This window comes from Ruegeria sp. AM2 (genome assembly GCF_056540685.1).
In genome coordinates, this window is sequence record NZ_JBQFXE010000001.1 from 271,629 (window position 1) to 298,405 (window position 26,777).

23 protein-coding genes and 1 tRNA gene are annotated in these 26,777 nt (G+C 57.1%); 17 read left to right on the forward strand and 7 right to left on the reverse strand.

What is annotated here, in order from left to right:
* Positions 1-12 precede the first annotated feature (12 nt).
* A complete protein-coding gene (locus ACR0CR_RS01410) occupies positions 13-1,812 on the reverse strand; it encodes an IlvD/Edd family dehydratase (RefSeq protein ID WP_480596056.1) in 1,800 nt (599 codons plus the stop codon).
* 220 nt (positions 1,813-2,032) lie between these two features.
* On the opposite strand from ACR0CR_RS01410, the gene ACR0CR_RS01415 reads away from it, so the two are divergent.
* Entirely contained in the window at positions 2,033-2,917 is an 885-nt protein-coding gene (locus ACR0CR_RS01415) for an NAD(P)-dependent oxidoreductase (protein WP_480596058.1), read from the forward strand.
* Positions 2,914-3,882, forward strand: coding sequence for a D-erythronate dehydrogenase (gene denD / locus ACR0CR_RS01420; RefSeq protein WP_480596059.1), 969 nt, complete (start codon positions 2,914-2,916; stop codon positions 3,880-3,882). Before ACR0CR_RS01415 ends, denD begins: the two co-directional genes overlap by 4 nt.
* Here denD and ACR0CR_RS01425 read toward each other — a convergent pair.
* Complete coding sequence (locus ACR0CR_RS01425) at positions 3,879-4,529, reverse strand: GntR family transcriptional regulator (protein WP_480596061.1); 651 nt, start codon at positions 4,527-4,529, stop codon at positions 3,879-3,881. The two genes, denD and ACR0CR_RS01425, sit on opposite strands and share 4 nt — an antisense overlap.
* Before the next feature lie 194 nt (positions 4,530-4,723).
* On the opposite strand from ACR0CR_RS01425, the gene ACR0CR_RS01430 reads away from it, so the two are divergent.
* From ACR0CR_RS01430 to ACR0CR_RS01470, 9 genes are all read left to right on the forward strand, one after another.
* A complete protein-coding gene (locus ACR0CR_RS01430; protein WP_480596062.1) occupies positions 4,724-5,737 on the forward strand; it encodes a TRAP transporter substrate-binding protein in 1,014 nt (337 codons plus the stop codon).
* Between the two features lie 78 nt (positions 5,738-5,815).
* Entirely contained in the window at positions 5,816-6,985 is a 1,170-nt protein-coding gene (locus ACR0CR_RS01435) for a mandelate racemase/muconate lactonizing enzyme family protein (RefSeq protein ID WP_480596063.1), read from the forward strand.
* 16 nt (positions 6,986-7,001) lie between these two features.
* The gene (locus ACR0CR_RS01440) at positions 7,002-7,844 is read left to right on the forward strand and encodes a TRAP transporter small permease subunit (RefSeq protein ID WP_480596064.1); all 843 of its coding nucleotides are present in this window, start codon (positions 7,002-7,004) and stop codon (positions 7,842-7,844) included.
* Positions 7,844-9,466 carry a TRAP transporter large permease gene (locus tag ACR0CR_RS01445; RefSeq protein WP_480596066.1) on the forward strand — a complete coding sequence of 541 codons (1,623 nt, stop codon included), beginning with the start codon at positions 7,844-7,846 and terminating at the stop codon, positions 9,464-9,466. Before ACR0CR_RS01440 ends, ACR0CR_RS01445 begins: the two co-directional genes overlap by 1 nt.
* Before the next feature lie 10 nt (positions 9,467-9,476).
* The gene (locus tag ACR0CR_RS01450) at positions 9,477-10,424 is read left to right on the forward strand and encodes a phytanoyl-CoA dioxygenase family protein (protein ID WP_480596067.1); all 948 of its coding nucleotides are present in this window, start codon (positions 9,477-9,479) and stop codon (positions 10,422-10,424) included.
* A gap of 49 nt (positions 10,425-10,473) precedes the next feature.
* Positions 10,474-11,484: a Gfo/Idh/MocA family protein gene (locus tag ACR0CR_RS01455; protein WP_480596069.1), complete on the forward strand. Its 1,011-nt coding sequence runs from the start codon at positions 10,474-10,476 to the stop codon at positions 11,482-11,484.
* Positions 11,485-11,546: 62 nt separating this feature from the next.
* Positions 11,547-12,449 carry an NAD(P)-dependent oxidoreductase gene (locus ACR0CR_RS01460; protein WP_480596070.1) on the forward strand — a complete coding sequence of 301 codons (903 nt, stop codon included), beginning with the start codon at positions 11,547-11,549 and terminating at the stop codon, positions 12,447-12,449.
* Between the two features lie 2 nt (positions 12,450-12,451).
* Positions 12,452-13,333, forward strand: a complete 882-nt coding sequence (locus ACR0CR_RS01465) for a DMT family transporter (RefSeq protein ID WP_480596072.1) — start codon at positions 12,452-12,454, stop codon at positions 13,331-13,333.
* Positions 13,330-14,193, forward strand: a complete 864-nt coding sequence (locus ACR0CR_RS01470) for a sugar kinase (protein ID WP_480596073.1) — start codon at positions 13,330-13,332, stop codon at positions 14,191-14,193. The genes ACR0CR_RS01465 and ACR0CR_RS01470 overlap by 4 nt, the downstream gene beginning before the upstream one ends.
* Here the strand turns inward: ACR0CR_RS01470 and ACR0CR_RS01475 are convergent.
* Positions 14,180-15,376 (reverse strand): mannitol dehydrogenase family protein, encoded by a 1,197-nt coding sequence (locus ACR0CR_RS01475; protein WP_480596074.1) that lies wholly within the window; start codon positions 15,374-15,376, stop codon positions 14,180-14,182. The two genes, ACR0CR_RS01470 and ACR0CR_RS01475, sit on opposite strands and share 14 nt — an antisense overlap.
* A complete protein-coding gene (gene uxaC, locus ACR0CR_RS01480; protein ID WP_480596076.1) occupies positions 15,377-16,741 on the reverse strand; it encodes a glucuronate isomerase in 1,365 nt (454 codons plus the stop codon).
* Between the two features lie 99 nt (positions 16,742-16,840).
* Here uxaC and ACR0CR_RS01485 point away from each other — a divergent pair, with 99 nt between their 5' ends.
* The 6 genes from ACR0CR_RS01485 (at position 16,841) to ACR0CR_RS01510 (ending at position 23,062) form a co-directional block, all read left to right on the forward strand.
* Positions 16,841-17,857, forward strand: a complete 1,017-nt coding sequence (locus tag ACR0CR_RS01485; protein ID WP_480596077.1) for a Gfo/Idh/MocA family protein — start codon at positions 16,841-16,843, stop codon at positions 17,855-17,857.
* Positions 17,854-18,855, forward strand: coding sequence for a Gfo/Idh/MocA family protein (locus ACR0CR_RS01490; RefSeq protein ID WP_480596078.1), 1,002 nt, complete (start codon positions 17,854-17,856; stop codon positions 18,853-18,855). Before ACR0CR_RS01485 ends, ACR0CR_RS01490 begins: the two co-directional genes overlap by 4 nt.
* On the forward strand, positions 18,852-19,904 hold the full coding sequence (locus ACR0CR_RS01495) for a Gfo/Idh/MocA family protein (RefSeq protein ID WP_480596080.1): 1,053 nt from the start codon (positions 18,852-18,854) through the stop codon (positions 19,902-19,904). The genes ACR0CR_RS01490 and ACR0CR_RS01495 overlap by 4 nt, the downstream gene beginning before the upstream one ends.
* Entirely contained in the window at positions 19,901-21,082 is a 1,182-nt protein-coding gene (gene uxuA / locus ACR0CR_RS01500) for a mannonate dehydratase (RefSeq protein WP_480596081.1), read from the forward strand. The genes ACR0CR_RS01495 and uxuA overlap by 4 nt, the downstream gene beginning before the upstream one ends.
* Before the next feature lie 210 nt (positions 21,083-21,292).
* Positions 21,293-22,183, forward strand: coding sequence for an NAD(P)-dependent oxidoreductase (locus ACR0CR_RS01505; protein WP_480596083.1), 891 nt, complete (start codon positions 21,293-21,295; stop codon positions 22,181-22,183).
* Positions 22,184-22,198: 15 nt separating this feature from the next.
* Complete coding sequence (locus ACR0CR_RS01510) at positions 22,199-23,062, forward strand: sugar phosphate isomerase/epimerase family protein (RefSeq protein ID WP_480596084.1); 864 nt, start codon at positions 22,199-22,201, stop codon at positions 23,060-23,062.
* Between the two features lie 31 nt (positions 23,063-23,093).
* On the opposite strand, the gene ACR0CR_RS01515 is transcribed toward ACR0CR_RS01510, so the two are convergent.
* From ACR0CR_RS01515 to ACR0CR_RS01525, 3 genes are all read right to left on the reverse strand, one after another.
* A tRNA-Ser gene (locus tag ACR0CR_RS01515) sits at positions 23,094-23,183 on the reverse strand.
* Positions 23,184-23,240: 57 nt separating this feature from the next.
* Positions 23,241-25,676 carry a DUF3772 domain-containing protein gene (locus tag ACR0CR_RS01520; protein WP_480596085.1) on the reverse strand — a complete coding sequence of 812 codons (2,436 nt, stop codon included), beginning with the start codon at positions 25,674-25,676 and terminating at the stop codon, positions 23,241-23,243.
* The gene (locus tag ACR0CR_RS01525) at positions 25,676-26,710 is read right to left on the reverse strand and encodes a cysteine synthase A (RefSeq protein ID WP_480596086.1); all 1,035 of its coding nucleotides are present in this window, start codon (positions 26,708-26,710) and stop codon (positions 25,676-25,678) included. The genes ACR0CR_RS01520 and ACR0CR_RS01525 overlap by 1 nt, the downstream gene beginning before the upstream one ends.
* Between the last annotated feature and the right edge of the window lie 67 nt (positions 26,711-26,777).

Genomic DNA, 26,777 nt, shown 5'->3' on the forward strand with positions numbered 1-26,777 from the left:
GTTCGTATCCTCTTAGTGATTGTCCCGAGGCATGTATTGCCGCGCAATATCTCTATATCCATCGGCCCCTTTAAGGGTCATGCCACGATCCAGGCGGTCGACCTTTTCGCGGAAAATTTCCTGCCAAGGGGATTGATTGGGCGGCATGTCATAACCGCCATTGGCCTCAAGTGTGCGGGCGCGTTCGTTCAACTCATCCAAGGGCACCAGCATGTCAGCCGTGCCTTTGCCCAGATCGATGCGCAAACGGTCACCGGTTTGAACCAACGCCAGCCCGCCGCCTTCTGCAGCCTCGGGTGAAGCGTTCAGGATCGACGGACTTCCGGACGTCCCGGATTGCCGCCCGTCACCAATGCAAGGCAGCGCCTCAACCCCTTTTTTGATAAGGTATGATGGCGGGCGCATGTTCACCACTTCGGCCGCACCTGGATAGCCCTTCGGCCCGGCACCGCGCATGATCAGAATGCAGTTTTCGTCAATGTTTTCTGCTGGATCATCGATGCGGTGGTGAAAATCCTCTGGACCATCAAAGACGACGGCCCGACCTTCAAAGGCGTCCGGATCATCGGGGTTTGACAAATAAGCCTCACGAAATGCGGGCGAGATCACCGAGGTCTTCATGATCGCGCTTTCGAACAAGTTGCCTGACAAATTGATGAACCCGGCCTGTGCCTTCACCGGCGTGCTGACCGGTTTGATCACATCGTCATTCAGCGTCCGACGTTTCGTGCAGTTCTCGCCCATGGTCTGGCCGTTAACGGTTGGCGCATCGGGATGAGGCAGCAGACCTCCTGCAATCAACTCTCCCACAACGGCGGGAACGCCACCGGCTTGCTGATAGTCTTCGCCCAGGTACTTCCCGGCGGGTTGCATGTTGACCAGCAGAGGGACGTCATGCCCCAAAGCCTGCCAGTCATAATTGTCCAGCGGCACGCCCAAATGACGTGCAACACCGTTCAGGTGGATCGGCGCGTTGGTCGACCCGCCAATGGCCGAGTTGATCACGATGGCATTTTCAAACGCCTCGCGAGTCATCACATCGCTTGGGCGCAGGTCTTCCCACACCATTTCGACAATCCGTTTGCCGGTTTCATAGCTGATCTGCCCTCGCTCGCGATACGGCGCAGGAATGGCCGCGGAACCGGGCAGCTGCATCCCCAGCGCCTCGGCCAAAGAGTTCATAGTCGTGGCCGTGCCCATCGTATTGCAGTAGCCGACCGAGGGGGCTGCCGCAGCCGCAATCTCCATGAACTCATCGGTATCGATCTTGTCCGCGGCAAGGTCCTCGCGCGCCTGCCAGATCACTGTGCCTGAGCCTGCGCGCTCACCCTTCCACCAGCCGTTCAACATCGGCCCCACCGACAGCGCGATGGCCGGGATGTTCACGGTCGCTGCAGCCATCAACAATGCAGGCGTGGTCTTGTCACAGCCGATGTTCAGAACGACCCCGTCCAGCGGATAGCCGAACAGACTTTCCACCAGCGAAAGGTAAGCCAGGTTGCGATCCAGCGACGCCGTCGGGCGCTTGCCGGTCTCCTGAATGGGATGCACCGGAATTTCGATGCACGTGCCGCCCGCTGCGATGATGCCATCCCGAACGCGTTTGGAAAGTTCAATGTGATGACGGTTGCAGGGGCTTAGATCACTGCCCGTTTGCGCGATGCCGATGATCGGTTTGCCCGATTGCAACTCCTCGCGGGTCAGGCCGTAATTCAGATATCTCTCCAGATACAGAGCCGTCATTTCGAGGTTGTCTGCGTTCATGAACCATTTGCGGGACCGAAGTTGGTCTTTTGTGATCTTTTGTGCCATTGGCCTGATCATCCCCATCCGAGGTAAGAGTTGCCCGTAACCTCGCTGTATCGGCGATGGGCGTCAATCTCGAAATTTTTGTGTTTTTTGAGATTCTGCACACGAATCGGTTATGACGCCTTGGACAGGGTTGATTCAGCCAACCGTTAAGCCACCTCATCTGACCAAGGCGTTCGCCTGTCTAACGCAACCCAAGTTTCGTTCGAAAGGACCTGACAGAATGAGCCAAAGCAACCGCATTTCATTTATCGGAACCGGTTTGATGGGCGCGCCGATGGCGCTCAACCTGATGAAAGCCGGATATGATCTGACGGTTTGGAACCGCAGCCCGCAGAAGGTCGAACCGCTGGTCAACGCCGGGGCTGAGGCCGCACCGACCGCAAGTGCAGCTGTGTCCGGCGCGCCAGTCATTGTCACGATGCTGTCCGACGGCTATGCCACGCAAGCGCTGTTGGCAGACCCTGACTTTGTATCCGCGCTCGCGCCCGGCGCGCTATGGATCGACATGTCCAGCGCGAAACCCGAACATGCGCGGCAGCAGTCGGAACAGTTGGCGGCATTGGGCATTGATCACATAGATGCACCAGTATCTGGCGGCACAAAAGGCGCAGAAGCGGCGAGCCTTGCCATCATGGTGGGCGGTAAAGCGCCGGATTTTGAGCGCGCGAAACCTGTCCTCTCTGCCATGGGTCGACCGGTTCATGTTGGACCAAGCGGCGCTGGGCAATTGTGCAAACTCGCCAATCAGACAATAGTCGCCGTCACGATATCCGCTGTCGCCGAAGCGACCTTGCTCGCGGAACAAGGCGGCGCGGACCCCACAGCGTTGCGTGCGGCCTTGAAAGGTGGATTTGCGGACAGCGTTATCCTTCAACAACACGGAGAACGCATGTCAGATCGAAATTTCGTTCCAGGAGGCCTGTCAAAGTTCCAACTCAAAGACCTGGACAATTCTCTGGCCGAGGCGGCATCGTTTGGCCTGGAGCTTCCGTCTACTCAATCCGTGCGGGACCGCTTTGAACATATGGTCAATGAGATGGACGCCGCCGATTTGGATCACTCGGCGCTGTATCTTGAGCTTAGAAAACGGAACGGTTTGTCATGACCCAAGTTCTGATCATCGGCGGTGGTGGAATGCTGGGGCAGAAACTGGCGCAGCGCATTCTGGCGGAAGAAACCTTTGGGCAAAACTGTGAACTCACCCTGTTCGATCTCGGTTTTCCTGAGAACGCGACTGCCACAACCAACGTTACCGGGGACTTCAGCAATCCGGATACAGCTAAGGAGCTGGCCGCAGCCCGTTACGATGTGATCTTTCACCTTGCCGCTATCGTATCCGGTCAGGCTGAGGCCGACTTTGCGCTGGGCTGGGACGTCAACATGATGGCGACCTGGGCATTCCTGAATGCACTGAAAGCCGAACATGAGATCTGTGGTGGAACCTATCGCCCTCGGTTGATTTTCGCCTCATCAATCGCGGTTTTTGGTGGGCCTTACCCCGAGCGGATCGACGACGATTTCCTGTCCGCCCCGCAAACCAGCTATGGCGCTCAGAAAGCTGCGTCGGAACTGATGATCTCGGATTTCAGCCGTAAAGGTTTTGTCGATGGCATGTCGCTGCGACTTCCGACGCTGTGCGTCAGGCCCGGCAAGCCAAACGCGGCTGCGTCATCTTTCTTTTCCGGAATAATCAGGGAACCGCTGAACGGACAAGAGGCCATTTTGCCCGTACCAGACACGGTGCGCCACTGGCACGCAAGCCCCCGAGCGGCTGCAGGTTTTATGACCCACGCGGCCAAGCTGGATACAAACAGATTGGACAAACGACGCGCCCTGAACATGCCCGGCATCAGCTGCACAGTGGCGGAACAGATCGAGGCGTTGCGGGACATCGCGGGCCAGGACACTGTCAACCTGATCAAACCTGTTTCGGACGCGAAAATCGTGACAATCGTAAACGGATGGCCTCGCGATTTTCAGACCGATCGGGCGCTGAGCCTGGGGTTTCGGGCGGAAGATAGCTTTGCTGAAATCATCAAAGTCTATTTGGACGAGGACTTCGCGGGCTAGTCCCCCATCGTCTTTCCCGTCAGATGCCGTTTGAGGTGGTCATGAATCTTTTCTCGGGTCAGGTTTTCATCACCTGACAGCGCGGCATCCAAAATGTTTGCGTGATGGCGAATATTCTCGGAAATAAACTCGAATTTTCGGTCAGCAACCATCAATTGCTGCCGAAACTGCGCGTAGATGCGCCCGTGCATTTGCTTTAGAGTTTCCGATCCGCAGGCCGATATCAGCGTCTGGTGAAACTCGTTTTCCGATGCAAACCAGATGTCCACCAGATCGCTGGGGTCGTCCTTGGTGTGAATGCGCTTTTCGATGTGGCTCAGCTTGTGATGGGCCGCTGTCAGACGCGCTTCCCAATCCACGCCACCGTTACGGATGGACAGAGCCGTCCCCTCGCCTTCGAGCAAGATCCTGATATGGGTCAATTCAATGAGCTTTTGAGGCGACCGCTGTGGGACCCGAAAACCACGTTGTTCTTGAAAGTCGCTCAGTCCAATTGCGGAAAGCCGAAACAAGACCTCGCGCACGGTGCTGGCCGAACAATCATACTCTTTGCGCAAATCCTCGGCCCGCAGCTTGGCGCCGTGTTCGAATCCGTTCGAAATCAGCCGCGCTTTAAGGTCTTGATAAATATCGATTTCGCTTGTCATTCGATTGAGCGTCCCGAACTGTCCCGTTTGAATTTCGTATCCGTATTTTCGATTTTGCGCAAGAATCTCGAAATTTTCATGAATTTCACATTTTGCTTGTTGCATTCGATTCGCCGTCATAACGTCGAACGGCGTTGCTTAGAAGGGGACGGCAAGATCTCCGGGACGCCACGTTCAACGTCTGGGAGGACAATATGAGATTATTGACGACAGCGGCCGCTGTGGCCGTAGCGACCACTATGGCAGCCACATTGGCGACTGCCGAAACGACAACGCTCCGCATTCAGACCCACTTCTCGCCCGAACAGCTGTCTGGCAAGATGGCAGCCAAGTTCATCGAGGACATCACCGAGATGTCCAACGGCGAGATCGAAGTCGAGATGTTCTATTCGTCATCCGTGGTCAAATCGGTCGAGACCTTTGACGCGGCTGCGACAGGCATTCTCGATTGCGACATGACCGGCGGTGGCTATCAGACAGGTAAGAACCCAGCGTTCCAATTCGCCGGGGACCTTCTGGGCGGCTATCAGAACCCTTATCAGCAAATGGCATGGCTGCTTCATGGTGGTGGCCGCGACGCATTGAACGAGCTGTATAACGGCTATGATATGGAGTTCGTCGGGTGGTGGATTCCGGGACCGGAGTCGCTGTCCTCGACCAAGCCGATCGCGACGGTTGAAGACTTCAAAGATTGGAAATTCCGCTCGCCCCCGGGTCTGGCAACCAAAGTGTTTGCCGAATTGGGCGCATCGCCGATCGTGATGGATTTCAACGAGATCTTCACCGCACTTGAGACCGGCATCATCGACGGTGCAGATGCGGCCAACCTCACCAACAACGTGGGCTTGGGCCTGTATGAAATCGCGGGACACACGAACTTCCCTGGCTTCCACTCGATGCCTGCCGACCACCTGGCGTGCCGCAAGGATGTCTGGGAATCGATGCCTGCGCATCACCGCAAGATCATCGAAGTGGCCATGGACAGCCTCGCGCTGCACAACGCGACGATTAACGAGGTCCAGAACGCTCAGACCGCGAAAGACCTGCGCGCGCAGGGCATTCAGCTGTACGAATGGTCGCCTGAAGACCTGGCCGCCTACCGCGACGCTGTTCAGGTTGGCTGGACCGAGTTCGCCACAACGCCCGAGGCCAAGGCGCTGTTGGAAAGCCACATCTCGTTCCTGAAAGACATGGGCGCGATGAAGTAATCGGCCTTGTGCTGAGACAAACTGTCGGAAAGGCTGCTGACGCGGCCTTTCCAAAGGCACCTCGGGTCCGCGTGTTTCATGAAGATCACCAAAATCATCAGTCACGTCCTGCAGTACGACATGCCCGAGGTTTTGGGATATTCGCAGCAGTATTACGACAAACGATCCGCGCATCTGGTCGAAGTACAAACCGATGATGGCTTAACCGGTTGGGGTGAATGCTTCGGCCCCGGAAATGTCGCCATCGCCAACAAGTCCATCGTCGAAAATGTCATCCAACCCATGGTGTTGGGGTCAGACCCGATGGACCGCGACGTGATCTGGCACAAGGTCTACAACCTTTTGCGAGATCATGGGCAAGGCGGAATGCCTCTGCAAGCGCTGTCCGGCGTCGATATCGCACTGTGGGATATCGCTGGGAAGGTTGCGAACCTCCCACTTCACAAGCTCATCGGCGGGGCGCACCGGACGTCGGTGCCCTGCTATGGTTACGGCATGATGCTGCGAGACGAGCCGGTCGATGATCTGGCACGTCGCTTCACGGACGAGGCCGCATCGATCAAAGACAAAGGCTTTGTCGCAACCAAGATGAAAACCGGGTTTGGCCCAAAGCCGGATGTGAAACTGTGTCAGGCTGTGCGGCGCGGAGTCGGTGATGACTATCCATTCATGGTTGATGCAAATCACGCGTATACAACGTCCGATGCCTTTTACGTCGGCCATGCCCTGGATGAGCTGGACGCTTATTGGTTCGAAGAACCTGTCGCCCCCGAAGATGTCGATGGGTACCGGGAACTCCGCAAAGGGGTGAAGACCAATATTGCTGGTGGAGAGGCTGTCTATAATCGCTGGGGCTGGCGGGACCTTCTGGAAAGTCGCGGGCTGGACATTGCGCAGCCTGAGGTTTGCGCACTTGGCGGTGTTTCAGAATATTTGCGGGTCCTTGCATTGTGCCACGCGCATTTCACCCCGGTCGTTAATCACGTCTGGGGCAGTGCCGTCGCGGTGGCGACCAACCTGCAATTGCTGGCAGCTATGCCAGCCATACCGGGCGGCTTGCATCCGTGGGAGCCGATGCTGGAATTCGACACAACAGACAACAAATTCCGGGACGATCTGCTGACCGTTCCGCTGGATATCCAAGGCCAGGTCAAGGCCAACGCGGGCCGCGTCGCTATCCCGACCGGGCCCGGCATCGGCGTAGAGCCGGACCGCAGCTTTATTGATCACTTCCGGATCGCAGATTAACGGCAAGGGGCGAGACATGCAGAAATCAACGGGTGGAATAGTCGAATGGCTGATCCCATTGGCCTTTGTCGCAACAGGCAGCTGGGTCGTTTGGCACCTGCCCGCATTTCTGTTGGACTGGCTACCCTACTCATCCGAATCTCTTAGATCGCAGGTCGAAGAGATCTATTTGCGCAGCGACATAACGTTGAGCATGAATGGCCTGTTTGGTGGCTACATCGACATCATTGATATGCTGGCCCTTATCCTAACGCCGATCCTGGCTGTCATCGGCGCTCGCACCGTTCGCCCCGCTGCGATGGAATATGGCGGAGGCGGCAGCATCGACCGCTTTGCGCTGTTCATCGGCCGTGTGACGATGATGATGATCGCCATCATGACTATCGTGATGCTCTACGAAGTGTTCATGCGCTACATTCTGGAAAAGCCGACCGAATGGGCCAACGAGATGACGCTGTGGTTCGCCAGCTTCGTCTTTCTGATGTCCGGCTACTATGCCATGCAACAGCGCAGCCATATCCGGATTTTTCTGCTATACGATGCGGTGCCGCGATGGCTGCAACGGGTGTTTGACACGATCTCGACCATCTTGATCGTGCTGTTCGCGTTTTTCCTTGTCTACGGCAGTTACAAGCAAGTCTTCGTCAATAAGCTTTACAAATGGGAGCTTTACGGCTCGGCGTTCAACCCGCCAATACCGGCTACGCTGCAGCCGATGGTGCTGATCGTCATTACTCTGGTGGCCTTTCAGGCGGTCGTAAACCTGATCGCGGATTGGAACAATGAGCCCGAGATTCACACCGATGAACCAGACGAAGAAGAAATCGAAATGCTGAAAAAAGCAGTGGGGCAAGACTGATGGATATTGGCACAATTTCACTTGTCCTGATGGTCGCCTTGATCATTCTGCTGGCAATCGGGATGCCGCTGGGCTTGGCTTCGGCTTCGCTGGCTGTGCTCGTTCTGGTTATGAAATTCGAACCGACGCTGCTGCTGAACCCGTTTTCTTTCGGCGATGGTATCCTGACCGGGCGACCGGGGACTGGGCCCCTCTATATATTGGCGCAAAAAATATATGGGCTCTTAACGGATTACGTACTCATATCGGTGCCCTTGTTCATCTTTATGGCATCCCTGCTGGAACGGTCGGGGATCGCCAAGGATATGTATTCCTCCCTGAATGTCTGGCTGTCTCGGACCCGAGGCGGCATTGCCATCGTAACGTCGATCATGGCGGTCATCATGGCGGCCATGTCGGGCATCATCGGTGGTGAGGTCGTCCTACTGGGCCTGATCGCCCTGCCCCAAATGCTGCGGTTGGGATATAACCAGAACCTCGCGATCGGGGTGATCTGCGCCTCTGGTTCGCTGGGCACGATGATCCCGCCGTCGATTGTTCTGATCATCTATGGTCTGATCACCGAGACCTCGATCAAGTCTTTGTTTACTGCGTCGTTCATCCCGGGCTTCATGCTTGCCTCGATGATCATCCTTTACATCATCATCCGCACCCGCCTGAACCCGGACGACGCCCCCCTGCCCGAGCCTGATCCGAACGATCCGGAACCGACCGAAAAGCGCAAGCTCTTCGCGGCGTTCATGAGCATTGTCGTTGCAGGGTTCTCGACCACGCTTTTCATCCGCGCCGCGTTCTTTGAACTCTCCGGCTCAAATGCCGCAAGTCAGGGCGAGCCCGCGCGGTTCGGTACAGCGGACTACCTGCCCTGGTTCGCTGGAATCACCATCATCGCCTTGTTGCTGATCTTCTTCGTCTTCGGCAAAGAGCGCGCGAGAATCGGCTGGCACATGGGCAAAGGCCTTGTCGCGCCGCTGGTTGTGATCGGAGTCGTTTTGGGTTCGATCTACGGCGGCATCACCGGCATCACCGAAGCCGCCGGAATGGGCGCCTTCGCGGTTCTGGTCATTGCGTTCTTGCGTGGCGAGGGCTCATTCGAGCTTGTCTGGGACAGCCTGATGCGCACGCTCAAATCCACCGGGACAATCATCTGGGTGACCATCGGTGCGGCGTCACTGGCCGGGGCCTATACCATCGCGGGCGGACCTCAGTACGTAGCCGATCTGATCGTTGGTCAAGACCTGCCGACCATGTTGGTCATTCTGGTAATGATGTTGATCCTGCTATTCATGGGCGCATTCATGGATTGGGTTGGGATCGTTCTGCTGATTATCCCAGTGTTCTTGCCCATCGTTCTGCGCTTGCCGATCGAAGAAATCGGCCTGATTGGTCAATTGCAACCCAGCCATGTCGCAATCTGGTTCGGCGTTGTGTTCTGTATGAACATGCAGGTCAGCTTCCTTTCACCGCCCTTCGGTCCTGCGGCCTTCTATCTGAAATCGGTCGCTCCTCCGCATATCAGCCTCACGGACATTTTCCGCGGCTTCCTGCCCTTTATTGGCATCCAGATCCTGGCCCTTTCGGTTCTGCTGATCTGGCCAAACATCATCGCGTTGCTGTTGTGAGGATTGATCAATGCTGACGCAAAACCAAATCTCCAGCTTTGAAACAAACGGCTATCTTGTCGTGCCGGATGTCATCCCGCCGGACGATCTTGAGCGGGTCGTCGAGGAGTATTCCGCCCTTCTGGACGGGCTTTTCGAAGGCTGGGTCGCGCGGGGCCTGGTGCCCCATACTGAGGGTCTGGATTTTTGGGGCAAGCTGATCACCGCATATGACGCCGGTTGCGACTATTTCCAGCCGATGGATATTTCTCTACCCGGTGATCGGATAAAGGCCGACACCCCGTTTCATATCGGCCCCGCCGTGTTCGAAATGCTCACTGCGAAACCGCTTTTGGATGTGGTCGAACAATTGATCGGGCCAGAGCTGACCAGCAATCCGATCCAGCATGTGCGTCTGAAGCCGCCCGCTCGCAAACTCGCCACAGATGAGATTCGCGCGCATATTACCGCGACCGACTGGCATCAAGACCGAGCCGTGGCCTTGGAGGAGGCGGATCAGACCGACATGGTCACTGTCTGGATCGCCGTGACTGACGCTACAGTTGAGAACGGGTGCCTGCAGGTGCAAGCCAAAACGCCGGATCAGGAGATCCTGCCCCATTGTGCCAAAACCCAAACGGGCATCGCAGATGGCTTTGTCGACGAAAGCACGGCGGTGCCTTTGCCTGTACAGGCTGGTGGCGTGGTTCTCTTCCATCCACTGACTCCGCATGCATCTTTGGTGAACACCACCGACGCCTTTCGTTGGTCGTTCGACATTCGCTTCAGCGCCACCGGTCAGCCGACGGGCCGGGGTCATTTCCCCGATTTCATCGCCCGTTCGCGCGCGCACCCAGAGCGAGAATTGAAAGACTGGCGGGTCAACAAATCCCAGTGGGAGGCCGCCCGCGCGCGTCTGGCGTCACAACCACATATCGACATTCACAGGTGGTCATCAGACTCACCGTTTTGCGCCTGAACCCGGAAAGAAAGCCCGCAGTCATGGCACTTTACGCCGGAGAAATAACGTGAAGCGCATCCTCGTTGCAGGCGGCGGACTGATCGGAATTCGCCATGTTCACGCGGTTCAGGCGCACGCCAATTGTGAACTTGTGGGGCTCGCCGATCCAGATGACTCTGTGGTGGTAGATGCGCCTCGGTTTCGAAGTATGGAAGACGTGGACCGCCCGGTTGATGGCGTGATCATCGCAACACCGACCCACCTTCACGCAGCGCATGGCCTAAGCGCCGCCGAACGTGGCTGGCACATGCTGATCGAGAAGCCTGTCGCCGGGAATGTGCGGGATGCGGCAGCCTTGGAAACCGCTGTTTCGCGGTCAAATGTCCGTACGCTTGTCGGGCACCATCGTCGCTATCATGCCTGCCTGCAACAGCTTAAGTCCCTGATCGCGAACGGGGCAATCGGAACGGTTGTGACCGTCTCAATGATCTGGGCCATGCGCAAACCAGATGCTTATTTTCAACAGAACTGGCGCACCTCTGGCGGCAGCCCGGTGATGATCAACCTGGTGCATGACATCGATCTTTTGCGCTTTGTGATCGGCGAAATTTCTCAGGTTCAGGCTTTGCGTGGCGCCTCAATACGCGGGTCTGATAGGATCGAAAGTGGCGCAGTGGCAATTGCCTTTGAAAATGGCGCGACGGGCACCATCAGCTTTGCAGACACTGCCCCCAGCCCCTGGGGTTTTGAAGCAGGCACCGGCGAAAACCCGAACATTGGAACCACGCTCCAGGACATGATGTGGATCACCGGCACTAGGGGTGCGATCAGCTATCCGTCGATGACTCTGTGGCGGGGCGAGGATTGGGGCACACCGTCAAGGACTGCCCCGTTGAAGAAACACAAAGACACGCGCAAACCGCTGGAGGCGCAACTGGATCACTTCCTGGATGTGATGGACGGCGCGCGCCCGTTGATAGACGTCGCCGATGCCGCAAGAACTTTAGCCGTGGCCACACAGATCGAAGAGCAACTAGGCGCGTCGAAAGCAAAAGTGCCCACCCTAACCAACACATGATACGCCGAGGCGTTGAGGCCAATATGAACCACCCCAGCGTCTTCGACACGTAGAAAATTGATTTGAAAGGACACCCAATGAGCAAACCAACAATTGGATTCATCGGCCTCGGCCTGATGGGCGGGGCCATGGTAAACCGGCTTCAGGACCTTGGGTATGATCTTACCGTTCTGGGCAACCGTGACCGCACTTATCTGGACATAGCAATTGCGCGCGGCGCGTCCGAAGCCGCCAATGCCAAAGAGGTCGCAGAATCCAGCGACATCGTGATGCTATGCATGGGGACGTCGGACCAAGTCGAAGGTCGCATGCGCGGACTCGATGGTGTGATCGCAGGGCTGCGACCCAATGCCGTGGTTGTGGATTTCGGCACCTCCCTGCCCGGCAGCACCCGCACATTGGCGGATGTTGTCGCGGCGGCTGGCGGTCAGTATCTGGACGCCCCGCTTGGTCGCACGCCGTCGCATGCGCTGGAGGGGCAGCTCAACATCATGACCGCAGGCGACAAGGACGCTTTTGACAAGGCCGAACCAGTTCTAAAGGACTTGGGCGAGAACGTGTTCTACCTCGGCGCGTCGGGATCGGGGCACACAATCAAGCTCATCAATAACTTCTTCGGTATGACCGTTGCGAATGCCATGGCCGAGGCATTTGCCATGGCCGACGTTGCTGGAGTGGATCGAAAGCAGCTTTATGACGTCATGGCGGCAGGCCCCTTGCACTCGGGCATGATGGATTTCGTGACCGCATATGGCGTGAGCAACGATCCCAATCAGTTGGCGTTTGCAATCAAGAACGCAGCCAAGGATATCGGCTATTACGACCGCATGGCGCACGATGCCGGTGTTGACAGCGTTATGTCCAAGGGCACTTTGGCGGCGTTGAATGATGCTGCCAATTCGGGCCAGGCAGATGACATGGTCAGTCAGATGGTCGACTACTACGTCGCGCGCTTCAAGGGCTGAGCATGGCTGTTGCCGCCGGATCGACTGCGGACCTACCGCGCCTCGGCATCGTTTTGATGCTGACGGCTTGGCTGTTGTTTTCCGTTGTCGATCTGGGGGCGAAATGGCTTGCCGTCGCTGGGCTTCCAGCCTTTCAGTTGGCCTTTATGCGTTACTTCGGGCACTTCGTGATCTCAACTGGTGTCATCGCCAAAGGCGGACTGGACCCGGATCGGTTCAAAACCGATCACCCCTGGCAAGTCATCAGCCGCGCCCTTCTTTTGGTTTCGGCTACGGTCTTCAACTTCTATGCGCTCAGGTTTCTGCCGTTGACTGTGGTCTCGGCCATCATGTTCTCAAGCCCGGTGATCGTCTGCTTCCTCTCGGTACTCGTGCTGAAAGAACGTGTCGGACCATGGCGGTTGGCAGCTATTCTTCTGGGGTTTGTCGGAGTGCTGGTCGTTGTCCGACCCTTCGGGACTGTCTTTCACCCGACCATGCTGTTGATCGTCTACAACGCAACAGCGCTGGCGCTTTATTCGCTGATGACGCGCAAGTTGTCGGGGATCGTTGCGGTGGACACGATGCAGTTCTATCTGGGTTTGACCGGAACATTTGTCTTGCTGCCATTTGCAGTTTGGACATGGGTACAACCCGAGACCTTTTGGGGTCTTACTGTGTTAATAGGTCTGGGCGTCATGGGTTGGGGCGGACATCAATTGCTGACCAACGCCCATCGATTTGGCACGGCCAATCAGTTGATGCCATTCACCTATTCTTTCCTGATCTACGTCGCTATCTGGGGCTACCTCTTCTTTGGAACCGTTCCTGATCTGGGCACGTTAATCGGAGCAATGCTTATCATGGGCGCAGGCCTCATCATCTGGAAGCGAGAGCAGAAATGACGCGGATTGCCTGCATTGGCGAAGCAATGATCGAGCTTTCAATCCTTGGTGACGACGCGGAGGTGGGCGTTGCCGGTGACACTCTGAACACTGCGATCTACATGCGTCGCTGCGCACCTGACCTGAAGGTGGATTATGTGACATGTCTGGGCGACGATCCTCTTTCAGATCGGATACTCCGCTTTATTTCTGCTCACGGCATCGGAACTGTGGCCATCAAGATGATCCCGAATGGCACGCCTGGTCTATATGCAATCAGTACGTCGCCCGAGGGAGAACGAAGCTTTACCTATTGGCGCAGTGCATCTGCCGCGCGGCGGTTGTTCTTCGATGGGGATTTCACAGTGCTTTCCAACTATGATGCGCTGCACTTGTCAGGAATTTCACTCGCGATCTTGCCGCCTGATGTAAGACGTTCCCTGGTTGACTGGCTGAAGACATACCCGGGCAAAGTGATCTATGACAGCAACTACCGTCCTCAACTTTGGGAAGACCAAGAAACCGCGCGCGCGGTGACTGCCGACATTTGGCAGCGTGCCGATATCGCTCTGCCATCTATAGATGACGAGATGCACCTGTTCGAAGAGACCGCGGATCAAGTGGCTGCGCGTTTCTCTGGGCTTCAGGCCGTCGGCGCGCTGAAGCGGGGTGGGCAAGGTCCAATGTCGATTGGTTCACGTGTTGACCAGCACTACACTCGGTCCACGAAAATTGTCGACACAACTGCCGCCGGTGACAGCTTTAACGGGGCGTATCTTGCCGCAGTGCTGACCGGGCGCCCACAGGCCGAGGCATTGATGGCCGGGCATAATATGGCATCGAAAGTCATACGTTACCGTGGGGCCATCATTCCCGAATAAGCGGTTCAATGTCCTTTGCGCCAATAATTTCCAACAGCGCGGGTGTAGACGCCTCATGTTCGGCAGCACGCGCTATGTCATCCGCGCGAGGATCGTTGAGCCTGCGCCCCGCTGCGGTTTCGGAAACACAGTATGCGATCCAAGCTCGAATGCCTTGCACTGCGGCGGGCGATCCCGTTTCGCGCAGCGTGTCCAGTAGCCGGTAGGGAAGCTTTTGGCTGCCATCCATCGCGATTTGATCCAAACGATGAGCGAGTTCCGCGTTCTCAAACCGTCGAACAAGATCATCGGCGTATTGTGGCGCGCGCTGTCGGGCTTCAGGCTGCAAGGTATACGCTGCGTCGGACATTAACTGCTGCACAAGCTGGCGCAGTTTTGGGTTGGCGATCGCCTCATGAACAAAACTATGCCCGCGCAGCAGCCCGGCATAAGCCATCAGCGAATGCGCGCCGTTCAACATGCGCAACTTTCGCTGCTCATGTGGAGAGACGTCCAAGACGAACTGAACCCCGGGCCAGTTCGGGCGCGGCCCGGCAAAGTCATCCTCGATCACCCATTCCGAGAACGGTTCGGTCGGAACCGCCATCGGGTCGCCGCTGATGGCCCGAACCGCATCGGTTGTGGCGGGCGTGATCCGGTCGACCATTGAGTTTGGAAAGCGGATAACATCCCAATTTAATGACAGGCCCGCCTGCCCGGCAAACCGCGCGACGGCATTGCGAAGGACCGCCCCGTTGTTCAAACGGTTGTCACAACTCAGCACAGTCACCGGGCGATTTCGACCTGCCAAGCCAAATGCCAAGAACCCGATTAGTGTTGATGGCCCCTGCCCGCCCAAGTCTTCCACGACGGCAGGGTCCTGTAGGTCGAGCGCATCAGACGCGACAAGATGGTAGCCTTTTTCGGTCACCGTAGCCGAGATGATGTCGGCGCGGTCCATCGCGTGAAACACCGCCTGACGATCCTCGGGCGCGACCAAAACGTCCTGCAAAACGGTTATGCGTCGAACGCCCTGACCCTGTACGCAAAGGTCATAGTCAAACCCCTGCCGCGCCAACCCGTCTCGAATGGCGGTTGACCGCAAGCTAACTCCGGTAACGTCCCAACCGCCCGCTTGTTGCGTGTAATCCAGCAAATGCGCGCGGGCAAAATTCCCAAGACCGAAGTGAAGGATATGCCCCATCTATTGGCCCAACCCATAAACCTCACGCGCGAGGCCAGTGGTCAAAAGATCGGCCAGCACTCCCGCATCGCCGCGCCCAAAGTACCCTTTGTCTACCTGGCCCGCCAAATGCTGGGCCACGCCGCGACGCCACAGATCGTGCCGTGCCGGAATCGACAGAAAGGCGCGTGTGTCATCGTTGAATCCAGCGAGGTTGTAGTACCCCGCCGTCTCAACAACCTGATCAAAGTACCGCGCGATGCCTGCGGCGCTGTCGTGAAACCACCAGGGCGGACCGATCCTCAGGCACGGCCAATGCCCGGCCATAGGTGCCAGTTCACGAGCATAGGTGCCTTCATCCAATGTAAACAAGACGATCCGCAATTCAGAATTGTTCCCCACCCGGTTCAGCAACGCGTCCAGCCCATGAACCCAATCCATGGCGATGGGGATATCTGCACCCTTGTCCCGACCAAAAGCCTGCATAAGAGCGTCGTTCGTATTGCGTTTGCTCCCTGCATGTATCTGCATGGTCAGGCCGTCCTCGACTGACATCTGAGCCATCTCAATCAGCATATGCCCATAGAACTGCCGAGCATCATCCGAAGACCCGTTGCCAAGCCTGAGACGCTGGTACACCGCATCCGGATCGGATAGCCATTCGGTCTGCAGCACCTCAACGCCGTGATCCGTGGCCGTCGCTCCCATTTTGGCAAAGAAAGCCCGTCGCGCACGCAAGGCCGCGATATAGCCTGAATAGGTCCCGACCTCGATCCCGGTGATCTGCTGCAGTTTTGACAGGTTCTTCTGAAACTCCGGGTCCGCGCCATCCAGAACACCGTCTGGTCGAAACGTGGGCACGACGCGGCCTGTCCAACCGCTTTGCTGAATTGCGGCGTGGTGCGACAGATCATCGAGCGCTGAATCAGTCGTCGCCAGGACCTCGATACCGAACGCATCAAACAGAGCGCGCGGGCGAAACCTGTCTTGTGCCAGCCGATCCGCAATCTGATCATAAACCGCGTCTGCAGTCTGTGCGGACAAGCCGGTTTCGATGCCCAGGGTTACGCGCAAAACATACTCGGTCCAGATACGGGTCGGGGTCCCAAGAAACAAATGCCAATGGGCGGCGAAAATCCGGAACACTTGGCGCGGGTCGGCGTCACGCCCCGCTGGCCCAACGCCCAGATCCGCCAAAGACACGCACTGAGAATAGAGCATCCGAAACACGTAGTGATCGGGAACGACCAACAGCTCAGCCGGGTTCGGAAAGGCTTCATCCGTCGCAAACCACTTTGGGTCACAGTGGCCGTGCGGCGATACGATGGGCGCGTCCTTGATGCCAAGATACAGCTCGTCCGCCAGCCCTTCCAGCATGACCCTCATTTTCGCCTCCGCCCTCGATACCTGCTTTTGTTAACATGTTTTTTGTCGCTTGCATCTTTTAGCTGCCCGATCAGAATAGTTTGTGACGAAGGGGGGAATATGAACATTGCATTGATCGGTCTGGGAATGGTTGCGGGGACTCATGTGGCCGCCATCAAGGCTTCGGATCAAGAGCTTAGACTGGCAGGTGTTCTGGGCCGTGACCCCTCGCGAACCGCAGAGTTTGCGCGCAAAATCGGAACGCGGGCGTACACTTCTGCCGAGGATATTGCCAATGACCCAGAGATCGATTTCGTCATTATTGCGACGCCACCCGACCAGCGCCTCGAACTGGTAAAAACGTTGATCGCAGCCGGCAAACCGATCCTCATGGAAAAACCGATTGAGAGGAACTTGACCGCCGCGACCGAGATCGTCGACCTTTGCGAATCCGCGTCCCTCCCGCTCGGGATCGTGTTTCAACACCGGGCGCGCGCCGCCTCTGGTCACCTAAAGTCACTGTTGGACGCGAATGCGTTGGCGGACATCGCGACCGTGGACATCCGTGTGCCGTGGTGGCGCGATCAAAGCTATTACGACGCGCCTGGTCGCGGCACCTATGCCCGGGACGGCGGCGGGGTCATGATCTCTCAGGCTATCCACACATTGGATCTGGCAATGTGGTTGCTGGGCCCAATTACAAGCGTTCAGGCCATGATGCGGACAACGCCTTTGCATCAGCTTGAGGCGGAAGATTGGGCCGGTGCGCTATTCGAAATGCAAAACGGTGCGATAGGCACGATGATGGCGACAACTGCGGACTTTCCTGGTGCGGCTGAGACGATCACGATTCAGGGGACCAAAGCGAAGGCGCATCTCGGTTCTGGCGTGGTGACGGTGACCCGCTTGAACGGAGAAACTGAGACATTCGGTGATGTGGCTTCTACAGGTGGTGGGGCAGACCCGATGGCCTTTACGCATGAATGGCACCAGACGGTCATCGAGGATTTTGCGCAGGCGATCACGCAAGACAGACCCCCAATGGCAACTGGGCGTAGTGCCTTAAGAACCCATGCGGTGATTGATGCCATGGAAAAGGCAAATCGATCCGGCCAACGCGAGAGTGTATTCACATGACCCTGACCTGCGTTGCCATTGGGCTGGACCACCGCCACATCTACGGCATGACAGAAAACATGCAGAAGGTCGGAGTAACTTGCGTGGGATTTTGGACGGAAGGTGACCCGCAAACCCTGCCCGGCTTTGTCAAACGGTTCCCGAACGTGCCCCGGCTTAATCAACTGGAGGACGCACTGAACTCGGGTGCCGATTTGGCCCTGATTTCGGCTATTCCAGCGGATCGCGCCGATTTGACCGTCAAAGCCATGCATCACGGCATGGACGTCATGAGCGACAAACCCGGCTGCACCACTCTCGATCAGCTTTCGCAAATCCGCCAAGCCGTTCAGGATACAGGCCGCATCTGGTCGGTGAATTTCTCGGAACGTTTCGAAACGCCGGTTAGCACGAAGGCAACCGAACTTGTACAGTCCGGCGCAATCGGCAAAGTTGTCCAAACGATCGGGCTTGGTCCACACCGGTTGAACCGCGCCACCCGGCCCGCGTGGTTCTTTCAACGGGAAAGGTATGGCGGCATTCTGACCGATATTGCCTCGCATCAGATCGATCAGTTCTTGCACTATACCGGTTCGACCTCAGCAGAGGTGACGAACGCCTACATCGCAAATTACGCGAACCCCGACGATCCCGGTTTGCAGGATTTTGGTGAGATCAACCTTTGCAGCGAGAACGGCACCGGCTATATCCGCGTCGATTGGTATACGCCTGACGCTCTGCCCAATTGGGGCGACGGTCGGCTCACGATCCTTGGAACCGAAGGCTATATTGAGCTGCGAAAATACGTTGATGTAGGCGGGGCCAGTGGGACCGATCATCTAATCCTCGTGAACGGCGACAGGTGCGAAAAGATCGATGCATCCAGCGCCGGACTGCCCTATTTCCAGCGGTTGGCCGACGATATCGCGCACCGCACGGAAACGGCGATGACGCAGGAGCATTGCTTCACTGTGATGGACCTGGCCTTGCGTGCGCAACACTTGGCAGAATCGAAATGATCAACGTCGCCATTCTGGGGGCTGGGATCGGCAGCCAACATCTGAGCGCACTGCGGGCGTTGCCGGAAAGCTATAAGGTTGCTGCAGTCGTCGACCAGGATATGTCGCGGATTGAAAGCATCCGTGAAGACGCTGATTTTTCAGCCTTTTCGGATATCGAGGGCGTGTTGGAAGATGCCACCATCGACGTCATAGACATTTGCCTGCCGCCCCATCTTCACGTCCCTGTCACGCTAAAGGCGCTGGCGGCGGGAAAACACGTCATTTGTGAAAAGCCTTTGGCAACGTCCATGTCCGATGTTGATCGGATCGCCGCAGCGGCAAGGGCGGTTGATCGGCAGGTTTTTCCTGTATTTCAATACCGTTGGGGGCCATCATTAACGCAGTTACGTCATCTGCAAACGACGGGTCTGACGGGTGCGGTGCAATCTGTATCGCTGGAAACCCACTGGTCGCGCGGCGCAGACTATTACGCCGTTCCGTGGCGCGGCACTTGGGCAGGTGAGCGTGGCGGGGCGGTGCTTGGCCACGCAATCCATAATCACGACCTGCTGACGCATATCGCTGGCGAGGTTGCGGCGGTCTCAGCGATGACAGCGACCCGCGTTAACCCGATCGAAACCGAGGACTGCGCTGTTATCTCCTTCGAAATGGCATCTGGCGCGCTGTGCACTAGCAACATCACTTTGGGGGCCGCCTTCGATGAGACCCGATTGCGCATCGTGTTTGAACACCTGACTGCGACATCGGGAACCGAACCTTACGCTCCGGGAGCGGTCCCGTGGACGTTCTCTGCCCGAAACCCCGACCGGCAGAGCGAAATCGATGAAGCGCTTGAGGGAGTAGTCGCAGAACCCAAAGGTTTCATTGGCTTTTTCGCTGAAATCGCCAAGGCGTTAAAGGCTGAACCCAATTCAGCCGTCACACTGACCGATGGCGCGGCATCCGTTGCGCTTGTGACCGCGATCTACCACGCCGCACGTATAGGCCAAAGGGTTGCTCTGCCGATTACGCAGGATCACCCGCTTTATGAAGGATGGCAGCCATGAAACAATGCTGGCGCTGGTTCGGCCCTGATGACCCAATCGCCCTGTCCGATCTACATCAGGTCGGTGTCGAGGGGATCGTGACGGCCCTGCACCATATTCCGCCCGGTCAACCCTGGGACGATGCTGGCATAGCCGAACGGCAATCTATCCTCGCGGACAATGGCTATGCTTGGGATGTGGTCGAAAGCCTGCCCGTGTCCGAGGCGATCAAGACGCAATCGCCCGATATGGCCGACCACATTGACGCCTACAAGGGCAGCCTTGGTGCGCTTGCGGCACACGGCATTCAAACGGTTTGCTACAACTTCATGCCGATCCTGGATTGGACGCGGACGTCGCTTAGGGCGCGTCAGCCTCATGGCGGCAATGCGATGCTTTTCAATCTGACCGAATTTGCGGTTTTTGATCTGCATATCCTAAGCCGTCCAGGCGCATCAGACGACTATTCGGCCAATGTGAGGGCGGATGCTGAAGCGCGGTTTGCAACCATGAGCGACAGCGAGAAATCCAAACTTCAGAACAACATCACGGCAGGTTTGCCCGGCGCCAATGACCAATGGAGTGTCGATGATGTACGCGCCCTGCTGCTAACCTATGACGGCATTGATGCTGCGCGTCTGCGTTCAAACCTTACCGACTTCTTAAGTGAAGTCGCTCCGGTCGCGCAGGATCTGGGACTGCGTTTGTGTTGCCATCCTGACGATCCACCCTTCTCGCTGCTGGGCTTGCCGCGCGTCATGTCCAACGCCGATGACTATGCGGCGGTAATGGAGGCCGTTGATCTGCCCGCAAATGGCGCGACGCTCTGCACCGGGTCGCTTGGGGTCGCCGCTGATTTCGACGGGTCAGAGTTTGTGCGCCGGCATGGACCGCGCATCCATTTCGCTCATCTACGCAACACAAAACGCCTTGCTGGATCGGACCCGGCCAAGCCCGACTTTTTCGAAGCCGCGCATCTGGAGGGCGACACTGATATGGTCGGGACCATTCGCGCGTTGATGGCCGAACAGAACAGACGAAAAGCAGAAGGTCGCTCCGATTGGCAAATTCCGATGCGACCCGACCATGGCCAGGAACTGCTGAGCGACATTGGCGGGCACAGCACTCCGGGCTATCCGCTGATCGGACGAATGCGTGGGCTGGCCGAGTTGCGCGGGATTATGGCGGCCTTCGCCTGACCCTCCGACACGGCGGGCGAAACCTTTCCTTGCGCGATCCTCTCAATCGCCGTTTACTGTCCTTACCTAAACGGGCAGCGGGGTGTCTTCCGGACTCGCCCGACGCTGATGACCAGCGTGTGAAATCCCCGCGAAATCCGATGCGACGACGCATCATGTTTCGAAACGCCGGCCGCACCCCTTGCGGTCGCAAAAACGGGAGGTTTTTCTATGAAAACCGCAGGAGTTATCGGTCTTGGCGATATGGGCAGCGGCCTGGCCAAGAACCTAATCAAGAACGGCTTTCAAACGTCTGGCTTTGATCTGAGCGCCGAACGAATGGCCACTTTTTCCGATATCGGAGGCCTGGCCAAACAAAGCGCCGGAGAAGTTGGTGCGCAAGCTGACAGCGTCTTTGTCATGGTCATGAACGGCGATCAGGCGCGCGCAGTTATCCTTGGCGACGATGGGCTTGTCGCCAACATGAAACCCGGTGGCACGATCATCTTGTCGGCGACAATCCTTCCTTCCGAGGCCCGCGCAATTGCCGACGATATGCAGGGTTCAGGCATCGATCTGATCGACACACCCGTGTCAGGCGGGTTTCCGGGCGCGCAAGGCGGTACTTTGACAATGATGGCAGCTGCCGAACCCGAGGTATTGGACAAAAACGCAGAAGTGATGGAAGCCGTGTCTGCCACGATCCACCGAGTGGGAACCAAAGCGGGTGACGGTCAAACGGTCAAGGCGTGCCTGCAATCCCTGATCGGTTCGATGTTCTCGGCCACTTTCGAGGCCGCTGCTCTGGCCGCCAAGGCAGGCGTCAGCGGCGAGGTTTTGTTGAACGTATTTTCCACCTCAAGCGCGGGCTGCGGGATCGTGAACAACGCGCTGGAAAAGATCATCGACCGGCAGTTCGTCGGCACCGGCAGCCATATTGCGACGATGCACAAGGACTTAACGATCTCGCTGGCTGTAGCAGGTGACCTTGGGGTTCCCATGCATACGGCCGCCTCCGCCATGCAGATTTTTCACGCCGGAAAAACCAAATACCCCGAAGGCGACAATTGGATTTGCACCCGTGTGATCGAAGAGATCGTCGGTGCGGAACTCCATCGCTGAGCGGAGGGCAATGACATGAAACTTGGAGTGATTTGCGACGGTATCAGCCGCGACCTGCGCCACGCCGTCGACGTGATGGACGAATTCGACCTGGAATATGCAGAACTTCAATTCGTTGGTGATACCGAGGTTGGTGACCACACTCAGGCCGAAATTGCAGAGATTGATGCCTTTCTGCGGGACCGGGGAAAGCCGGTTTCGTGCCTGTCCCGCCATATCTTTGCGGGCATGACTGCCTCGAACCGACCTGGCGATGAACTGCACACCAAACACATGGATGCGCTCAAACGCGTGATCGATATGGCGCATGTGGTCGGCTCGCCCTTGGTTCGCATCATGACGCAAAGAAAAGAACAGATTCTTTGGGGCAAAAACGGTGCTGAGAAGTGGAACGTTGCTCACGGTATCTGGGACACGATGGCCCCGATGATCGCGCCTGCGGTTGAACTGGCTAAGTCCGAAGGGGTGAAACTGGTCGTCGAGACAGGCAACGGGACGCTGGTCAATTCAAACTACACAGCGCGTCGCCTGATTGATGAGTTGGACGCCAAGGATACGCTCAAAGTGTTATGGGACCCGGGAAACAATTGTTGGTGCCATGAATTGGCCTATCCAGACGGCTATGATGAGCTGCGCGGCGGGTATCTGGGCCACATCCACATCAAGGATGTGAAGGTCGATACGCCAAGAGCAACGCTGGAGGTTCGACGGATGGGTGAAGGTCAATTGGCCGATCTGTTCGAACCCATTGCGAATGCCTTGCGCGCGGACAATTACGACGGCGTGGTGTCATTCGAAAGCGTCTATCATCCGGGCAACGGAAACTTCGAAGACGGGTTTCGACTGTGCGTCGATCGGTTCAAAGCTCTCTATGCCTGAACCGGGAATTCGAACAGAACTAAAGGTGTTATGGCGGAGAGACAGGGATTCGAACCCTGGAGACGGTTTCCCGCCTACACACTTTCCAGGCGTGCGCCTTCGACCACTCGGCCACCTCTCCGTGTCGGCGTTATTTGAACCATCGAAACCGGATTTGCAAGGGCCGATTGAGGTTGATTCAAACCTCGTCCCCATCTCCGGAATCCAGGTCGGTTTCCGTCATCTGTATCGGGTCGCTCTGCCCGCGCGCGGCCTCGGGCGGATGCTCTTCGGTCGCAGCCACGGGTTTGTCCCAACCCGGCCTCAGGACCTCAGGGTTGCGCAGCCAGAGGTCACGCTGCGCAAACGGAATTTCGATACCTTCTTCCGAGAACCGGCGATTGATTTCATGATTCATGTCGGACTTGACCGACAGAACCCAATTCACATCGCGCAGGATCGCACGAATTTCGAAATCCAGTGAATCCGCGCCAAACCCCTGAAACACAACGCTCGGCGACGGATTGGCGAGGACCATCGGGTGCGCATTCGCGATTTCGCCCAGAATGCTTTCGACTTTGCGTGTGTCGGTTCCATAGGCCACGCCAACGGGCACAATAACCCGACCGATCGTATTGCCACGCGTGTAATTCGTGACGACTCCGCTGATCAGATCGGAATTCGGAACGATGACGTCCGTCCGGTCAAACGTCTCGATCCGGGTCGATCGAACCGAGATGTCACGGACGTAACCCATCATCCCGTTCACATCGATCCAATCCCCTTTTGAAATAGGACGCTCGACAAGCAGGATGATCCCAGAGACGAAGTTCGACACGATCGTTTGCAGACCAAAACCGATCCCAACCGACAAGGCACCGGCGACAATAGCGAGCGATGAAAGATCAAAGCCCGCGACCATGATCGCCGCCAGCGCCGCCAGAAAAATCCCGACGTACCCGGTGCCCGCTACAATCGCGTTCTGCCCGCCAGGATCGATGCTTGTCTTCGGCAGCAACGAGTTCCGCAGGCCGCTTTGCAAGATGCGCGTCAATGCGTAACCAATTCCGAAAATAGCAAGGAACGTAAAGAAATTGCTGGGCGAAATGGTGACACCACCGATGTCAAAGCCCAACAGCATGCGCGACCACGCCTCTATTAGGTCGGTCTCCCGCGCACCCCAATAGATCACAAGAACCGGCAGTGCCAGTATGGCCAGAACGAAGCCCACAAGGACGGAAAAAAGTGAATCACGTGCTGCGTCGCCCTGCCCCGTAATCAATCCGTAAACGGCAGTCAGGAAACGCTGTAGGATGACAAGCGCGGCGATCAAGACCAGGGATTTGACCGCTGGAAATACGATCCCTTCTGCCGCGTTGGTAAAGCCAAAGACCGCAAGAACCGGGCTGACCATCCCCAACAAAAACAGCGCGCGGCGCAGAAACTCGATCAGTTGTGTCAGGCCGGCTCCTCGGGCTCTTTCACCCGATTCATCGGATTCAACCGGCGCTTCTGAACTTCTGATTTGCCGCACGCGAAGCAGGATCAATGCCGTCGCCACAACGACGGGGAAACTTACAACCGCGCGCGTCGCATCCGAGATGTTTTCGATTTGCTCGAACAACTCGCCCAACTCATGCAGGATCAGCATGGCGGCAAGCAAATCCAGATAGACTCGCAATTCAGTAATCTTTTGACGGGACAGCCTTCGGAAATTCTGCGCCGCCTGAATCACATAGACCTGCCGTCCGATCCAGTCATAGTAGAGAACAATAGCCGCCCAAAACGGCACGTTTTGGATCAAAAGCGCGCCGCGCAGACCCAGCACTCCGGTCATCACAACGGCCTGTACCAGAAGCCAAACGCCAAGCCAGGGCAGCGCAATTCGAAACAGCGAGATCAGGAAGGTCCAGACACCAGTGCCACGCCCACCGAGGTTGCGCAACAGCTCACCGCCGGTTTCGGACCAACGTTTACCGTAGACCAGCAGAACTCCTGCGATCGTGACCAACAGCAGGATGCCGAGGCCGCGATCCCGCAATTGCTCTTGCACAACATCCGTCCGCAGGTTTTGGGCCGCCTCGTTGAACAGCCCCTTTCCAGCCTCGGTTATGTCTATCCAAGCCGGGCCCCAATAGATGGGATTGACCGGGGATGGTCCACGTTCCAGTAGCTCTTTGGTTTGTCGGGTTCGAATAAGCTGATCAATTTCGCTGATCAGACCATTGGCACGGCTGAACGCCTCTTGCGAGATGATCTGAGGGACCCGGAGACTGTTGAGCTGGTTTTCCAGATGCGCACGCAGGTCGGCGATGTCCTTGGGTTCGGTCGCATCGCCTTCGGGTTTGGGACCCAGGGCTTTGATCTGACTCTCAAGGGTCTGAATACGTTCGGTATTCGCGGTGCGCGCCCGATTAAACTCGTCGCGATAGCTATGAATTTCGGATCGAAGATTTTCAAGTGCGGCGTCAGAGGCGCGATTGGCCTCAATCACCGACACGGCCCGATCAGCCGTCCTGACCCAATCCTGATAATATTCGTTTTGCTGATTTGACAGCTGGGCAGCCGCAGGACCACCCAGAAGGATCAGGCAAAAGGACAGAATAGTAAGAACAAGGCGGACGGGCCGCAGCATCATACGTCCTCGAACACACCGGGAATGCTGCGCGGTGCCTCGGTCATCCAATCCGGGACTGGTAGGTCTTTTTCACGCAGGAATTCCGGATTGAACAGCTTGGACTGATAGCGTGTACCATAATCGCACAGGATAGTTACGATGGTATGGCCCGGTCCCAGATCCTTCGCCAGACGCACCGCACCCGCCATATTGATCGCGGTTGAGCCCCCCATGACCAGGCCCTCTTCGCGCAGCAGATCAAAGATATAGGGCAGCGCCTCCTGGTCGGTCATCTGGTAGGCATAATCGGGCTTGAACCCTTCAAGGTTCTTGGTGATCCGCACCTGACCGATACCTTCGGCGATCGAACCGCCCTCCATCGCGATCTCACCAGTGGTGTAGTAGGAATAGAGCCCCGCGCCCATCGGATCAACAAGTGCAATCTTGACGCCTTTGGGCTGCAAAGCATCGGCGACACCGGCCAGCGTACCGCCCGAACCAACTGCGCTGACAAACCCGTCAACCTTACCGCCTGTCTGCTCCCAAATCTCAGGTCCGGTGGTTTCTACATGTGCTTGACGATTGGCAACGTTGTCGAACTGATTGGCCCAGATCGCGCCATTTGGCTCGGACTGAGCCAACTCTTCGGCCAGACGGCGCGAATAATGCACAAAGTTGTTGGGGTTGCGATAGGGCGCGGCGGGAACTTGAACCAACTGCGCGCCCGCAAGACGTAGCATGTCTTTCTTTTCCTCGGATTGGGTTTCCGGGATCACAATCACCGTCTTGAAACCCATCGAGGCCCCTACAAGCGCAAGGCCAATCCCTGTGTTTCCCGCAGTTCCTTCCACGATGGTACCACCCGGTTTCAGGTCGCCCCGTGCGATGGCATCACGAATAATGTAGAGCGCCGCCCGATCCTTGACCGACTGGCCCGGATTCATGAACTCGGCTTTGCCAAGGATTTCACACCCGGTCTCTTCACTGATGCGGCGCAGGCGGATCAACGGGGTTTTTCCGACTGCGTCGGCCAGGTCTCGTGCAATGCGCATGGCGCCCTCTTATCGTTTGGTATTTCGACAGATTTACAGTCGCGTCGCCCCGACCACAAGCCGGGAT